Source organism: Rhizobium viscosum (genome assembly GCF_014873945.1).
GTDB lineage: Bacteria > Pseudomonadota > Alphaproteobacteria > Rhizobiales > Rhizobiaceae > Rhizobium > Rhizobium viscosum.
Window position 1 is genome coordinate 241,603 of record NZ_JADBEC010000002.1, and the last position, 14,414, is coordinate 256,016.

The window sequence follows — 14,414 nt, forward strand, 5'->3', positions numbered from 1 at the left end:
AGTTTACCCAGAAGCGCCTACTTGGTCAATACCAGACCAAGCTGTGTTCGCGCTTGAATACCAACTGCATACCCGCCGGACTAGACGTCCGGATCAGCTATGTTTCGCCTGTAGGGCGCCGAAGCGCCTTAGGGATGGACGTCACCACTCTACGCCTTCAAACCGCTCACTATCGATACCTGATAGGTGAGTTGCTTGTTGCGAGCCCTCATTGTGTGGCTACGATCAGGAGTTTCTGGACAGCTTGTAGTGATTCGGAGAGTGCGGCGCGATGTGCGTCCCATCGGGAAACAATGGAGAAGGCGGGTAAAAAAGGCATGAATGCAGATCGACTGTTTACGCTGGTCGGAATGACCAATACCGATCATGACGTGATCAATGCGATCCAGGCCAATGGTGGATCAATCGACACGCTCTCTCCGAAGAACCTGAAGGATTTGACCATCGACTTCGTCCGGCTGAATGACCTGGGTGTCGCGCTCGCATTCACGCCGAAGGAGCTCTTCTCTCGGAACTATCGCGACCCTATTGGCTCCGGTCCGTATGCAATGAGTGGCGTTTTCTATTACCCCAATGGGGCGCCGAAGGTGTCCCCATACTTGGGATCCATTCCGTTTTCCTCGCGTCCGGTCGGAAACCGGGACGAGGCACTCGCGGCCTTTGGCGAGCCTCAGGAAACCGAGGAAGAGGATGGCGATGTCTATTGGGATATCTGGATGAAGGACGACCGGCAGGTCAAGGCGGATTACAACGATGAGCTGGCGGTAAAGACCGTGCTGGTTTCTTTTCCCATGAAGGCTCCTGAACATTAAAGATGTCGTCTCGTTAGTCCTTTGGCGCAATGAGCGATCCGGCAAATTCAGGATCGGCATAATAGGGGCGTTTGCGGGGAGGGGGCGAAATCCTAAATCGCTCATGAGCGGTGTCATTTCGCCCTCAGCCGAAACCGCCCCTATTCGCCGGTGTCGCCGGTCTCGACCGGCCTTGGCATCGGCTTTGCGCCGGAATAGGCCGAGGGTCTTCCGAACCGGGCACTCGAACTGAAGGCGGTGCGAGGTACGATTTCCGGATCGGGCTTGGCGATCCTGGAACAACTAAGACCCGACCGCCTCACGTGATGACATCGTCGACATTGCACGATCCCTGGCACGGCCCGAAGGGTGAGGGCGCGGTACCTCCCTAGCGCAGCTTCTCAACGGCGACGGCGAGACATGTCTTGAACGCGGCAAGGTCCGTATAGAGCGCATCCCGCGCCGCGTCTCCGATGATAAGGACGCCACCGCGTCGCTCAATCCCGGCGTGCAGCATGAGATTGTCGGCCAGACCAAAATCCTCAACTGCAATTCCGTTCGGGTCTCGCAGTCGACCTTCAGCATCATAGGCGACGGCCCCGCCATAGAGATCGCTCACTCGTCCGCTGTGATCGCGGGCCACATTCGTGTAAGCGAATACAGGCTTACCGCTTGCGCACATAAAGCCGAGTTCGAAGGCCGTCCCTGTATCGGCGGCAATGCCACGAAAGGGCGTCAGATTGGCGATGATCGCGTCAGCCTGGATCATCATCTTCTCGTCCACCGCGTTTATCGCTGCGGCCCGTTCCCGCTTCGAGTTCGTGTGCGGGATTTCCAGATCGCCGGGCGAAAGCGGGAGAAGTCCCGCCTCGCGGGCAAGTGCTGCTTTCCGGTCGAGGATTTCACGGGCGTTGGGAAGGAAGACCTCCGGGCCGGCCAGATAAACTTTTTTTGTCATAAATTGCACCTAAAAGGAATGGGTTCGTCAACCAAAATACCTTCCTCGCTGTACAGCGAAGAAGGATCACAATCCAGTGGGCGAAAACCGCCCACCCAGCGCGGCCGCGTATTAGCGGCGTTCAGATCGCCCCACGGCGCCACGGTTGACCATCATGCGGCGTAGCAGCGGAGTTCGTTGTTATCGGCCGTCTCTTGCGTGGTATCGATGAACGCGATGCGCTTGCCGCCAAGCTGGTGCGGCAGTGCGCAAGTTCACGCCTAACTACTTGTGGGAGTAGCTTCAGAATCTCTGGATGGATCTTTTGGATGCGTCTGCAGCCTCTGCGGTCAGCCCCGCTGGCAATTCGTGAACAGCTCCTCCGCCTCCGGGTCAAAGCATTGTGAAACTGAACACCTCTGGCGCCTTGCAGCGGTTCAGGGCATCCTATGATGGCTGAAAATTGTGTTTATGGCAGTTGGAGGAATGCCGATGCGCTGCTTTACCGTGCTTGGACCCTCGCAGACCGGAAAATCAACAGTCGTGGAAAAGCTCGGCTCCTTGGAGGGGGCGCCGAGAAAATCCAAGTCCCCTTATGGATTGAACCTCACAGAATTCACCTTTGGAAACGAGGCGTGGTGTGCGCTGGATGCGCCAGGACCCAACGAAGCGTTGGCGCATGTACAGCACGCGCTTCTTGCCAGCGACGCCTGCATCCTGTGCGTTTCATCGGCACCCGAGGAGGCTGTGCTCGCCGCGCCCTATCTGCGGATAGTCGAAGCCTCGGGGACGCCGTGCATCCTCTTCGTCAACCGAATGGACGAACCGAGAGGGCGGCTGAGGGACGTGATCGCTGCGCTTCAAGACTACGCCAACCACACCCTTTTGCTTCGCCAGATCCCGATCCGCGAGGGAGACAGGATCGTAGGCAGTTGCGATCTGATTTCGGAACGGGCGTGGCGCTACCGGGAAGGCCAGACTTCGGCGCTGATCGCAATCCCCGAAAGCGCCGCCGAGCGCGAGCGCGAAGCGCGCAGCGAGCTCCTGGAACACTTGTCCGAATTCGATGACTGGCTTCTCGAGGAACTGGTCGAAGATCGCGAGCCAACCAGCGACGCGCTCTATGCCATCTCATCGCGGGTTCTCAGCGAAAACAGGATTATTCCAGTCCTGATCGGTGCCGCAGGTCACGGCAACGGCATGATGAGGCTGATGAAGGCGCTGCGTCACGAGGCGCCGCCGGTAGGGGTTCTTCGACAGCGCCTGGCTCGTGCGGGCAATGTCGATGAAAACAAGCTGACCGCCGTGAGCTTCCATGCCTATCATCGTCAGAATATCGGCAAGACGGTGCTGGTGCGTGTGTTTGGTGAGGGGCTGCGGCAAGGCGCATCACTGGGCGGCTCCAGCCTCGGTGCCGTGCAGGATCCCGCAAACGGACGGTCTAACTCGGCGATCGTGCCTGCACCAGGGGATATCTTCGCAACGGTCAAGTCCGACCACTTGCTCGTCCCGTCGCTATTGACATCAGACGCGACGATCGCTCCGCCCGAATGGACGGAGCCACCTACGCCGATGCTTGAAAGGATCCTGGTTCCCGGCAGCGAACGCGATGAAAACAAGCTCTCCGAAACGCTGGCAAAACTTTCCGAGACGGATCGCGGTCTTGTCGTTTTGCAGGAGGAAGGCACTGGCGCCCAGCTCGTCCGCGCCCAGGGCCCGGTACATCTGCGCGATCTCTGCCGGACCCTGTCCGACGTCTTCCACATCGACGTAACCGATCGAACGCCCAGCCCGATCTACCGCGAGACAATCGCGAAACCGTCCGAGGTTCACTACAGGCATCGCAAACAGACCGGCGGTGCCGGGCAATTCGCAGATGTGAAGCTGCGCATTCGCCCCAACGAGCGCGGCCGGGGCTTCACCTTCAGCGAAACCGTCAAGGGTGGCGTCGTTCCGCGCAACTACATCCCTGCCGTCGAAGCAGGCGCGCGCGAAGCGATGGAGAAAGGGCCGCTCGGCTTCCAGGTTATCGATGTCGGCGTAACGCTGTTCGATGGTCAGCACCATGCCGTCGACAGTTCGGAACACGCCTTCAGGACTGCGTCGAAAATGGGAGTGCGGCAGGCGCTTTCCGAAGGGTCGGCCGTTTTAATGCAACCGGTCTTCCGCAGCGAAATTCACATTCCGTCGGTCTATTCCGGCAGCCTCGTCCAGATCGTCTCCGCTCTCAAGGGCCAGGTTCTCGGCTTCGACCGGGATGAAACCGCTAAGGGATGGGACATCTTCCGGGCACTTATTCCAGGCAGCGCACTTGACGATCTGGCGCGGGCGCTGCGCTCGGCGACGCAGGGCATTGGTTACTTTTCCAAGGCCTTCGATCACTTCGAGGAGCTATACGGCAAGGAAGCGGACGCCATCGTGAGGGCACACGAGGAACCAGGCGTCGCGCACTGAAACGTTCGCGCCACACAGCGCCATCGGCAACAAGGTGCCGATTTCGCTTATGAACGGCTCACCGGCACCCCGCCGGCCTGAGCCATAACCCCGGAAAATTCCAGCTCCCGCTGGCCCAAAATCGGGGAGCACCTCATTGGCGGTCGATGGGCGTATTTATCTTCTGAGCGCAGTCTCGATGACAATCCTGATCGTCATCGAGACTGCGCTCAGAAGATTATCACGGTCCAAAGGTGCGGGCTCGGGATTGTAGGGATCGGATGCTGGCAATATCGAATTCGATTGGTTCCATAAGATAGATTATGCGACTTTCATGTGTAGCGGCTATATAGTAATGCGACAGTTGGGCCAGTTAGAGATGCGACAGTCTCGCCTCTCGACGTTCTGGTCAATGCCAACGTTGGGAGCGAGGATGACGACCTTCAGCCTGGTCGAGACCATGAGCGGTCGGAGTCGTCATGTCCTGCTTGATCACCATGTCGCAGAAAGAATTGCATCGCCTCGAAGTCATCCAGAAGATCCGTGACGAACGCCTGAGCGTTGTCCGGGCTGCCGAACTGCTCGACCTCAGTCGAAGTCAGGTGCATCGGCTGCTGCAGGCCTATGATCTGGATGGTCCAGCTGGGCTTGTTTCAAAGAAGCGATCACGGCCGAGCAATCGGCGCCATAGCGAGGAGTTTCGCAATGCAGCGCTGGATCTGATCCGCGAACACTATCTGGATTTCGGTCCGACACTGGCGCGCGAGAAGCTTATCGAGCTGCATCGGATATCAGTGGCCAAGGAGACGCTGCGGCAATGGATGACCGAGGCTGGCATCTGGGTTTCTCGCCGGGAACGCAAGAAGCGGGTTTTCCAGCCACGCGGTCGACGTGACTGCTTTGGCGAACTGGTGCAGATCGACGGGTCGCATCACTGGTGGTTCGAGAACCGCGGTCCCAAATGCGCCCTGCTCGTCTATATCGACGATGCCACCGGCAAGCTCTTACATCTTCGCTTTGCTGGCTCGGAGAACACGTTCGACTATCTGCATGCGACGAAGGCCTATCTGCAGCAATGGGGCAAGCCGCTGGCCTTCTACAGCGACAAACACGGTGTTTTTCGTTCGACCCATGCGTCCGAGAAAGACCGCACGAGCGGCCTGACACAGTTCGGTCGGGCGCTCTATGAGCTGAACATCGATATCATTTGCGCCAACACCCCGCAGGCCAAGGGCCGAGTGGAACGCGCCAACCAGACGCTGCAGGATCGGCTGGTGAAGGAGATGCGGCTTCGCGGTATCGACGCAATCGAGGATGCTAATGCCTATGTGCCTGAGTTCATTGCGGATTTCAACGCGCGTTTCGGCAAGCCAGCACGCAATCCGAAGGACATGCACCGGCCGCTGGCCGATCATGAGAACCTCGATGGCGCCATGTGCCGCAAGGAAGTGCGTACCCTGTCGCAGTCCCTGACACTGCGTTACGACAAGGTGCTGTTCATTCTCGATCCGACCGAGGTTTCCAGACCGTTGGCCGGCCAAAAGGTGATCGTTTGCGACTATCCGGACGGGCGGCTCGAGATCATGCACGAGAGCTTTGCCCTACCGTACAGAACTTTCGATACGTTACGCTCCGTGCATCGCGCGGATGTCGTCGATAACAAGCGGCTGGACGATATGCTGTCTGTTGTCGCCGAGATGCAGGCCGGGCGCGAGCAGCAGCGCAGCAAGAGCGGCCCCAGGCGCACCGGCCAGACGGATCATATGTTCGGCATTCGCGACGGCAGCCAAGGCAACGGCTATCAGAAGCGTGGCCGCAAGCCCGGTCGGCGGACGGATTTCATGAACGACCCGGCGGTGATTGCACGGCGAGAGAAAGCGTTATTGAGGCAGCCAGCGGCGGAATAAAAATCGTCAGGGCACGCCGATGTCGCTCTGCGTATCCGATTCCAATTGCAGGCAGGCGGACCAAAGCGGCGTCTTGTGGAAGGATCCGTCCTGGAAGAGTGTGAGCCCCTCTCTTGCTTCATAGAGCAAGCCGAGCCAGCACAAGCGCCGTAAGACGCCATACTGGAGATCGGACTTTAACTCCCAGGCTTCTAGGGTCATTTCGGTTTCCGAAAGAGGCGCCAGGTCTGGATAGAGGATCTTAGCAACATCCATTGGCGTGCAACCTTCTCTGGCCTTGATATTGAGAAGATTGAGGAACATGCGCCACCAGCGCAACCGCGCTTGCACCTCCTCTTCCCGCTCGGTGGCGTGGACATAGGAATAGAGATAATCCGTGGCGACCAGATCGAAGAAGGCTTGCGGGTTCACCAGAAACTCACGGCCGCGTCTGGTTGGCAGCAGCACATCTTTTTTCCGGCGAAGTAGCTTCAGATGATGGGCCATGTCGCGCACCACCCATAGCGGCGGCATGTCGCTTTCATTGAGCACCTTGTTCATGCTGTAGAGGTCTTTGGCTGTGAAGTCGGGCCAGAGGAAGTTCACAGCGGCCCAATGCACGAACTTGCGGTTCATGGCGCCGGTCGCGGTCAATCCTATGCCACCCTCACCATCAGCATAGGCAACCGCAAGAAGCATGCCGCGAACAAGTGGTGACAGCGCAGCGACATCGACGTCACCCTGCAACTTGATTTCCGGAAGCATCGTGCGGCTTTGATCCCTACCCGCCCCATGCGGTGTAAATGAGTATCAGCCGGCGACGGAACAATTGCTACTGAGAAAGCTAAAGCCGAAGGGGTGCGTCTCACCCGCCCCCGCTCCGCCCTTTCAACCCGGTCCAGCCGGCCGGATCGGGGGCTGATCATCAGAGCCCGTGTCGCGTTTCTAACTGGCTGACAACGTCGCAGCCCTATTCAGCTTTGACATTGTAGCCGGGTACATTCTATTTCCAAGTGCGACATGCCAATGAATTCACAGGCAATACTGATCTCGCAGCCGTCTCTCAGCGCGACTTGATCCACCTTGCCCGCCATCTCAACGACCAGCCGCGGAAATGCCTCGGCTACAAAACGCCAGCGGAAGTGTTCCTGGCGCATTTGCATGAGGAGGGGTGATCCCCTACCCTAAATGGCGGCACGATGCACTTGGATGAGCTTCTCCACATGACGAGGTCGCGCAATCAACATCTGGCAATGACTAGCACGTCGGGACCATGGCCATTGCTCATTCGGTTGGTTTGTCTGCCTTGCCGTCCAAGAGATGAATGAGTTCCATGGGGAACGGGAATATGATCGTCGAACTGTTTTCCCCGGCAATAACGTTCAGCGTGCTCAAGTAGCGCAGCTGCATTGATAACGGTTGTCTGGCCAGCACTTCAGCCGCCTCCACCAGCTTTGCTGCGGCTTGCTGCTCGCCCTCGGCATTTATGATTTTCGCCCGCCGCTCGCGTTCTGCCTCAGCTTGCCTGGCAATCGCACGGATCATCGACTCGTTGATGTCGACATGCTTGATCTCAACATTGGCCACTTTGATGCCCCACGCGTCTGTTTGGGCGTCGAGCATTCTCTGGATATCTTCGTTGAGCCTGTCGCGTTCCGCGAGCATCTCGTCGAGATCGTGTTTGCCAAGCACCGAGCGCAACGTCGTTTGGGCTAGCTGGCTCGTGGCTGCCATGAAATCCTCGACCTGAATCACCGACTTCTCCGGATCGATAACCCTGAAGTAAATCACCGCGCTGACTCGAACCGAAACGTTGTCATGGGAGATGACGTCCTGGCTGGGGACGTCGAGCACGCGCGTGCGCAGGTCGACCCGCACCATTTGCTGTACGTAGGGAACAAGCAGGATCAACCCGGGGCCTTTCACGCCGGTAAATCGGCCAAGTGTAAAGACGACGGCCCGCTGATACTCGCGCAAGATTTTGATCGCATTCGCCAGGATGATCAGCAACAGGACGACTGCGACGATATAGAAGATGAAATCTCCAATCATAGTCATGTGCGCTCCTCCTTGCTTTCTTGAGGTCGCTGATTCTTGCGGGGATCACGCGTGACCTCGAGGGTTAGCCCATTTCTGGCAATGACCGTCACGCCGTCTCCGTCCGTGAGCGGTTCGGCGGAGGCGGCGCTCCAGCGCTCTCCGTGCGCGACAATGTAGCCGGTCGTGCCCGTCCAACTGGAGACTTTCCCTGAAATGCCGATCATCTGCTCCGCACCGGTCACCACGGCACGCCGGCGCGCGCCGAATGCAAGGCGAACGACAATGAGGCTGAAGGCGAGGCCTGAAACACCGATACCAACCAGGACCTGTCGGCTCACTTTCAGATCGGGCACATCCGTATCGAAGAGGATGGCTGCGCCCAGGACGAGGGCGACCGCACCGCTAAGGCCGAGGACCCCGAATGTCGGTGCATGCGCCTCCGCGACAAAGAGAGCAACCGCAAGCACGATGAGGCCGACGGCGGCATAGCTGACCGGTAGCATTGCCAAGGCGTAGAGACCGAGCAGCAGGCATATGCCGCCGACTATTCCCGGGACAACCGCTCCGGGCGTGAGAAACTCGAATATCAGGCCGTAAATGCCGATAACCATCAGAATGAGTGCGACATTCGGGTCAGCGATGACCGAAAGCAGGCGTGTTCTCCAGTCAGGCTCGATGCTCTGGACAGCGAGGCCCGTCGTATCAAGCCGGATGTCCGTTTCTCCTGCCCGTACCGTACGACCGTTGGCTTTCGCCATCAGTTCGCCGACGGTGAACGCGACGAAATCGATGACTTTTTCGCGTTCGGCCGCAGTCGAAGAGAGACTGGCTGCGTCGCGTACCGCCTTTTCCGCCCAGTCGGCGTTGCGATTACGCAACTCGGCCAGCCCCCGAAGATAGGCAGCAGCGTCGTTCACTGCCTTTACCTCTGCAGCGTTGCGCGACTGTCGTTCCTTGCTGTCGCCGTTCTGGCCGTTGTCTTGTCCGCTCCCACCGAGAGCAATGGGCGTTGCGGCGCCCAGATTAGTGCCCGGCGCCATGGCGGCGATATGACTTGCATAGAGGATGTAAGTGCCGGCACTGGCCGCACGGGCGCCGCTCGGAGCCACGTAGCTCGCGACCGGCACAGACGAGGCAAGGATTGCCCGAACGATGTCTCGCATCGACGTATCGAGACCGCCGGGCGTATCCATTTGGAGGATGACCAACGCCGCTTTACTATCGTTGGCAAGCTGGATGCCGCGTATCACATAGTCGGCGGACGCGGGGCTGACGGCGCCATTCAATCGCAGCAGTAAAGCGACGCGTTCCGAGCCCGCTGTCGGGGCGACGGAAAACAGGAATGCGAAACCCCAGATCAATGCCAAAGCGAAAATACGGATTGCCTCTCGGCAATACCTCCGGGGCCGCACGGTCACCCGATCAATATTCATACACTTAAATATACGCCAGATTTACCAAAAGATAAGGCAGAAGTTTCGTCACCGAAGAGGCAGGTGATTTACCAGTTCAAATTCGAAACTCGACTTGTCCTTGTCGATCAACCAGGTGATTGCGGGAAGACGGAAGACACCCGGCGTGCCTAAGGTTTCCGCTTCCATCCGGTATGCACTCGCCACGACAGTCACGCGGATACGCCGCTGTCAGACGTCGGCTTTCGCAAGATGAGCAAGGAGGTCGTCGAGCATGGGCCGCTGCCTTTGAGCATCCTTCCAGCTGCGTCCTTCAACGAAAACCAATCCGCACGATCGACTTCTGGAAACCTCCGGATCCGGCCGGACCTCAGAGGCCATTCCATCTGGAACTCCGAGCTTCGAATGTCATTCAGGTCCAGCGTGAGGTCGGCTTCCACGTACCAGGCGACAACGACCTTGCCGCCCGGCTGCCGGTATTCGCCCAACGGATTGAAGTCACCATCGATCCCGCCCCCCAACTCTTCGAAGGTTTCCCGCTTCGCAGCCGCGAGTTCGTCCTCCCCAGGCTCGACCAGTCCCGACGGGCACGTCGGCAACATAGACAGATACGACCATCCGGCTGCTCCCGGGTCATTTCCCGGAGGGATGGTTTCGGTCGTTTCGTGGGAAAAATAGCCGAAAACTCTTCTTGTGCTCCACCAGTCTGATCTCATTGGATGCTAATACCGGATGCGAAGACTTGCCAGGATGACGGTGTCCGCGGGCAGACGTCACGCCCTGGTGGGTTTGACGAGTACTGACGCCAATGGTTTTTTGGCGGCTCCTCTGTCAGTCCGGGCCTACGGTCGACGGCGGAGGTTCTGTGGGCAACCAGGTTATCCCTCGATAAGTCTACGGCGCTTTCTTGACTGTGCCGATGACGTGGCCTGGAGGAGGTCAATCTTCCGCGGCCACACATCCAGCATTCTCAAGCTTGAAAAGCAGGGCTCGCAGGCTCGGCTGGGCTGCCTCGCGCACGGCGTCCTTCAGAAGGAACCACCGCTGCTTTCGGATGTCCTTTTCAGGGAATCTGCCCACCATCTTCGACACCTTCAGAAGATGGACGGTCACGGTGTAGACGTTCGTGCTCGTGTCCTTCTGATAGGAAAAGCTGCCGAAGACCGCCTCGTCGATCACTCCGACAACCCCGGCCTCTTCGAACGCTTCCCTGGTGGCGGCGCGGCTGCTTGCCTCGCGGTTTTCGACATGCCCCTTCGGGACGCCCCACCGACCGTTGCGGCGACTGCCGACCAGAAGGACTTCAAGGCGACCCTTCTTGTCGCGGCGATAGCAGATCGCTCCGGCCTGGGCGACATAGGCGCCGACGGCAGCGTTGAACGTCTCGCTTTTGGCATCGTCGTGCAGCATCGGCGTCTCCGGTTCGGTCCCGCAAATTAGGACCCCCGAGGCTAGCGAGTCCAGTTGATAGCTCTACATCTGTCCGTACGAACGATTCCAATGCTTCGGCGTTGATGATCGCAGGATGAAGGAGCACGCATTGCCGTCGGAAATCGAAATCAAGCTTGATCTGTCCAACGAAGCCCTCGAGACCCTCATTGGTTCCGATATTCTCGGAGAACCACGCGAGGTGCTCCGGCAGCATTCCATCTATTTCGACACTGCCGACCGCAAGTTGAAGCAGGAAGGCTTCTCACTTCGCATCAGGCATACGGGCGATGCTCGCGTGCAAACCGTCAAGGCGACCGGTCCGGCAAAATCGCTGTTTTCCCGATCGGAATGGGAGACGCCGATCGAGAGCGATGAACCCGTCCTGGACCTGACCAGCCCTCTCCGGAGCGAGTTCGGAGCCGACCTGGAGGTGGACTCCCTGTTCGAAGTACTTGTCGAACGGCGTGCCTTCGACCTCGAAGAGAACCGATCGAAATTGGAGGCTGTCGTCGATCAAGGCGAGGTGGTCTCTGGATGCCGCCAGACGCTCGTACGGGAACTCGAGATCGAGCTCAAGGACGGCGGTGCCAGGGATCTGTTTGTCTTCGCCCGGAAGATCGACGCAGTGGCGCCGTTCCGGTTCGGCGTCCTGTCGAAGTCCGAGCGGGGCTACCTGTTGCAGGATAAGGAGCCTTTCGCGCACAAGGCTGAGCGTCTGCTCCTTGAACACAGTGTCAGGCCGCTCGCCGCTTTCCGGACGATTGCCGCCTCCTGCTTCAGGCAGTTCCGCCTGAACGAGGACATCCTTCTCGGACGGCGTAATCCCGAAGCACTTCACCAGGCCCGCGTTGCCTCGCGGCGCCTGCGATCCGCCTTCTCGCTGTTCAAGGACATCCTGCCGGGCGACGTGCCGGCCAGGCTGCAGGACGAATTGCGCTGGATCGCCGGCGTCCTGGGCCATGCGCGCAACGTCGACGTCCTTCTGGCGAAGGCGAAGGACGCGGATCTGCGATGGAAACTCAAGGCTGTCCGCAAGAGCACCTACGACGACGCGGTCGACGCTCTGGAATCATCTCGCGCGCGTGCCGTGATGCTGGATTTCAACGAGTGGCTCTATTGTAGTGATTTCGACAAAATCGCCGACCAAGCCAAGGCCGAGACGGCGGCCGAATTCGCCGGCAAAGCTCTCGAGAGGATGCGCAGGAAGCTGAAGAAGCATGGTCAGGCGCTCGCCGATGTCGACGACGAGCATCGTCATCAGGTCCGAAAGGACGCTAAGAAGTTGCGTTACGCTGCGGAGTTCTTCGCATCGCTCTTCGACGACAAGCGCGGCGCCCGGCGATACCGCAAATTTACCGCGGCGATGGAGGAGATGCAGGATCACCTTGGAGAACTCAATGACCTTGTCACCGGCCCTGACGTTCTTAAGCAGCATGGTCTGTCGGGGCATCCGGCTGAAAATACTGTGCTCTCCCATGCCGACAAAGCCGACTTGATTGCCAAGGCGCAAGACTCGATAGACGAGGTGCTCGATACGAAGAGGTTCTGGAGATAGGGAAGGTTCCGTAGACCTATTTGAAATGGCGGCCCAGCATTATGCCGCGGGTCTGCCGATTGTGAAGTCTGTCCTCAATCAGGACTTACCGTCGACGGGGGCGGATATCGCCCTCCAGCGCCTAAGGGGCCGCTATCGTCAGGGTCTGTAGCAGCGGCCTCAGCCTGTCGACGAACTCCTCGCCTCCGCAGTCGAGTTCGAACCGCGGTTGCGCCATTTCATGTCCGATGGGATAACAACGATCTATGCGTCGTGCGGCGATTGCCATCTGGCCCCCCCCTCTTCCGCCGACCTCGGTTGGTGTAACAGGGATTACTAGACCCGGGCTCCGAGCTCGGTCCTTGAGATGGCACTGCGTCGACAATTTCGTTCCGGCGAGCGCACCTCCTCCAAGATGCTCTCGCGGAACTGGAGGAGCGCGGCCACCCGCCGGTTTCAGCCGCCCTGATCGGATCTTGTAACCGTTCACATCGGAGCTGATTGTCATGTTCTGCAGCGGCATTTCCACTCTGCCCAAAGACGGACATTCCAACTTCACCAGCACATCATACAGCTATTTGGTGATGCGACAGTCTCGCCTCGACGTTTCCGGTCAAAGCCAACGTTGTGAGCACGGATGACGACCTTCAGCCCAGTCGAGACATGGGACTAATTGATGAAAATTAATTTCATCAATTCGCTCCGAACCCCGTTTTCAGTTGACGGCCTTCGTTTTTTGTCCCAACTTGAAGAAAATAAATTACGAATTGGGAACATTGTTGGCATGAAAGTGGGAATCATAGGGCTGGGATTCCGGCTAGGCTATCTTGGCTATGTCTTCAAGGCTATCGACAGCAGCTTCGAAATCGTCGGTTACGTCGATCCGGATCCTGCGGGGCTTCCCGGACTGACGGAAAACGGGGTCTCTGTCGGCACGGCCTATGGTTCGCCGCAGGAGCTCCTCGCTTCCGAAAAGCTCGATCTCCTGATGATCGGCTCTCCCAACCACATGCATCTCGATCATATTCGCCTCGGTCTTGAGGCAGGCCTCAAGGTCTTCTGCGAAAAGCCGATCGTCACCACGATCGCCGAGAGCATCGAACTCGCCCACCTGATGGCAAAGTTCGGCCATGAAAGGCTGATGGTCGGTCTCGTGCTGCGCTACTCGCCTCTTTACAAGGATCTGCGCGCCATCCAGGCCGAAGGCAAGCTCGGCCAAATCGTCTCCATCGAAGCCTCCGAACATATCGAGCCCTATCACGGCGCCTTCTTCATGCGCGACTGGCGCCGCTACGAGCGCTATTCCGGCAGCTTCATGCTGGAGAAATGCTGCCACGACCTAGACCTTTATAATGGTGTGGTCGGCGCCCGCCCCGAACGTGTTGCAAGCTTCGGCGGCCGCAAGAGCTTTATCCCCGCCAACGACCCGGCGCGCGAAGGAATCAACGATCTGGAACTCTTCCACCGCAAGCCGAGCGGCTGGATGGGCTCGGACAAGGTGTTCGACAGCGATGCCGACATTATCGATTACCAGGTGGCGATCGTCGAATACGCCAACGGCGTCGGCATGAATTTCCACACCAACCTGAATGTTCCCGACCAGTTCCGCCGGTTCGCAATCATGGGCTCGCGCGGCATGGCCGAAGGCGACTTCGTCCGCGGCTATCTCGATGTCCACGAGCAGCTGACCGGCAACAAGATCGTTGAAAACAAATATGCCGCGACCGAACTGTCGCAGCATTACGGCGCCGATGAACAGATGGCAGCCGATATCCTGCAAAGCGTGCGCACCGGTTCGGAACTCCCGGTCTCCACGCTCAATGCATTGGAGGCAGGCATCCTGGCGCTCGCCATGGATGAGGCCCGCATGAAGAAGGCCGTGATCGACCTTCGTCCCATCTGGGACCGGTTCGACGAGGCGCTACACGCCAGAGCGGCCTGAGGAGACCG

At 58.7% G+C, this 14,414-nt stretch carries 10 protein-coding genes and 3 pseudogenes; 7 read left to right on the plus strand and 6 right to left on the minus strand.

Annotated elements, in window-relative coordinates; all coding sequences use genetic code 11:
* The first annotated feature begins 293 nt into the window (after nucleotides 1-293).
* On the plus strand, nucleotides 294-812 hold the full coding sequence (locus tag H4W29_RS22120; RefSeq protein ID WP_192731020.1) for a hypothetical protein: 519 nt from the start codon (nucleotides 294-296) through the stop codon (nucleotides 810-812).
* A gap of 141 nt (nucleotides 813-953) precedes the next feature.
* Nucleotides 954-1,164: pseudogene (locus tag H4W29_RS34440) on the plus strand (hypothetical protein); the annotation flags it as partial.
* A gap of 15 nt (nucleotides 1,165-1,179) precedes the next feature.
* Here the strand turns inward: H4W29_RS34440 and H4W29_RS22125 are convergent.
* Entirely contained in the window at nucleotides 1,180-1,749 is a 570-nt protein-coding gene (locus tag H4W29_RS22125) for a nucleoside 2-deoxyribosyltransferase (RefSeq protein WP_192731021.1), read from the minus strand.
* Nucleotides 1,750-2,220: 471 nt separating this feature from the next.
* Between H4W29_RS22125 and H4W29_RS22130 the strand changes: the two genes are divergently transcribed.
* Together H4W29_RS22130 and H4W29_RS22135 are read left to right on the plus strand one after the other, a co-directional pair.
* Nucleotides 2,221-4,182 (plus strand): elongation factor G, encoded by a 1,962-nt coding sequence (locus H4W29_RS22130; RefSeq protein WP_192731022.1) that lies wholly within the window; start codon nucleotides 2,221-2,223, stop codon nucleotides 4,180-4,182.
* Between the two features lie 458 nt (nucleotides 4,183-4,640).
* Nucleotides 4,641-6,068, plus strand: coding sequence for an ISNCY family transposase (locus H4W29_RS22135; RefSeq protein WP_192731023.1), 1,428 nt, complete (start codon nucleotides 4,641-4,643; stop codon nucleotides 6,066-6,068).
* A gap of 6 nt (nucleotides 6,069-6,074) precedes the next feature.
* Here H4W29_RS22135 and H4W29_RS22140 read toward each other — a convergent pair whose 3' ends face one another.
* A complete protein-coding gene (locus H4W29_RS22140) occupies nucleotides 6,075-6,812 on the minus strand; it encodes a hypothetical protein (protein WP_192731024.1) in 738 nt (245 codons plus the stop codon).
* 272 nt (nucleotides 6,813-7,084) lie between these two features.
* On the opposite strand from H4W29_RS22140, the pseudogene H4W29_RS22145 reads away from it, so the two are divergent.
* Nucleotides 7,085-7,222 (plus strand): annotated as a pseudogene (locus H4W29_RS22145) (IS30 family transposase); the annotation flags it as partial.
* Between the two features lie 109 nt (nucleotides 7,223-7,331).
* Here the strand turns inward: H4W29_RS22145 and H4W29_RS22150 are convergent.
* The 4 genes and pseudogenes from H4W29_RS22150 to H4W29_RS22165 form a co-directional block, all read right to left on the minus strand.
* Complete coding sequence (locus H4W29_RS22150) at nucleotides 7,332-8,105, minus strand: slipin family protein (protein ID WP_192731025.1); 774 nt, start codon at nucleotides 8,103-8,105, stop codon at nucleotides 7,332-7,334.
* Nucleotides 8,102-9,520 (minus strand): NfeD family protein, encoded by a 1,419-nt coding sequence (locus tag H4W29_RS22155; RefSeq protein ID WP_376776588.1) that lies wholly within the window; start codon nucleotides 9,518-9,520, stop codon nucleotides 8,102-8,104. The genes H4W29_RS22150 and H4W29_RS22155 overlap by 4 nt, the downstream gene beginning before the upstream one ends.
* A gap of 210 nt (nucleotides 9,521-9,730) precedes the next feature.
* Nucleotides 9,731-10,086, minus strand: a pseudogene (locus H4W29_RS22160) (NUDIX domain-containing protein); the annotation flags it as partial.
* A gap of 352 nt (nucleotides 10,087-10,438) precedes the next feature.
* The gene (locus tag H4W29_RS22165) at nucleotides 10,439-10,909 is read right to left on the minus strand and encodes an NUDIX hydrolase (protein ID WP_192731027.1); all 471 of its coding nucleotides are present in this window, start codon (nucleotides 10,907-10,909) and stop codon (nucleotides 10,439-10,441) included.
* A gap of 130 nt (nucleotides 10,910-11,039) precedes the next feature.
* Here H4W29_RS22165 and H4W29_RS22170 point away from each other — a divergent pair, with 130 nt between their 5' ends.
* Together H4W29_RS22170 and H4W29_RS22175 are read left to right on the plus strand one after the other, a co-directional pair.
* Nucleotides 11,040-12,485, plus strand: coding sequence for a CYTH and CHAD domain-containing protein (locus tag H4W29_RS22170; protein ID WP_246517406.1), 1,446 nt, complete (start codon nucleotides 11,040-11,042; stop codon nucleotides 12,483-12,485).
* A 763-nt stretch (nucleotides 12,486-13,248) separates the two neighbouring features.
* Nucleotides 13,249-14,406 carry a Gfo/Idh/MocA family protein gene (locus H4W29_RS22175; protein WP_192731029.1) on the plus strand — a complete coding sequence of 386 codons (1,158 nt, stop codon included), beginning with the start codon at nucleotides 13,249-13,251 and terminating at the stop codon, nucleotides 14,404-14,406.
* The last annotated feature ends 8 nt before the right edge of the window (nucleotides 14,407-14,414 follow it).

Bases quoted from the DNA above. Each gene is read 5' to 3' on its own strand.
- H4W29_RS22120 (WP_192731020.1), top strand. From the start codon at position 294: ATGGAGAAGGCGGGTAAAAAAGGCATGAATGCAGATCGACTGTTTACG.
- H4W29_RS22125 (WP_192731021.1), bottom strand. From the start codon at position 1,749: ATGACAAAAAAAGTTTATCTGGCCGGCCCGGAGGTCTTCCTTCCCAAC.
- H4W29_RS22130 (WP_192731022.1), top strand. From the start codon at position 2,221: ATGCGCTGCTTTACCGTGCTTGGACCCTCGCAGACCGGAAAATCAACA.
- H4W29_RS22135 (WP_192731023.1), top strand. From the start codon at position 4,641: ATGTCCTGCTTGATCACCATGTCGCAGAAAGAATTGCATCGCCTCGAA.
- H4W29_RS22140 (WP_192731024.1), bottom strand. From the start codon at position 6,812: ATGCTTCCGGAAATCAAGTTGCAGGGTGACGTCGATGTCGCTGCGCTG.
- H4W29_RS22150 (WP_192731025.1), bottom strand. From the start codon at position 8,105: ATGACTATGATTGGAGATTTCATCTTCTATATCGTCGCAGTCGTCCTG.
- H4W29_RS22155 (WP_376776588.1), bottom strand. From the start codon at position 9,520: ATGAATATTGATCGGGTGACCGTGCGGCCCCGGAGGTATTGCCGAGAG.
- H4W29_RS22165 (WP_192731027.1), bottom strand. From the start codon at position 10,909: ATGCTGCACGACGATGCCAAAAGCGAGACGTTCAACGCTGCCGTCGGC.
- H4W29_RS22175 (WP_192731029.1), top strand. From the start codon at position 13,249: ATGAAAGTGGGAATCATAGGGCTGGGATTCCGGCTAGGCTATCTTGGC.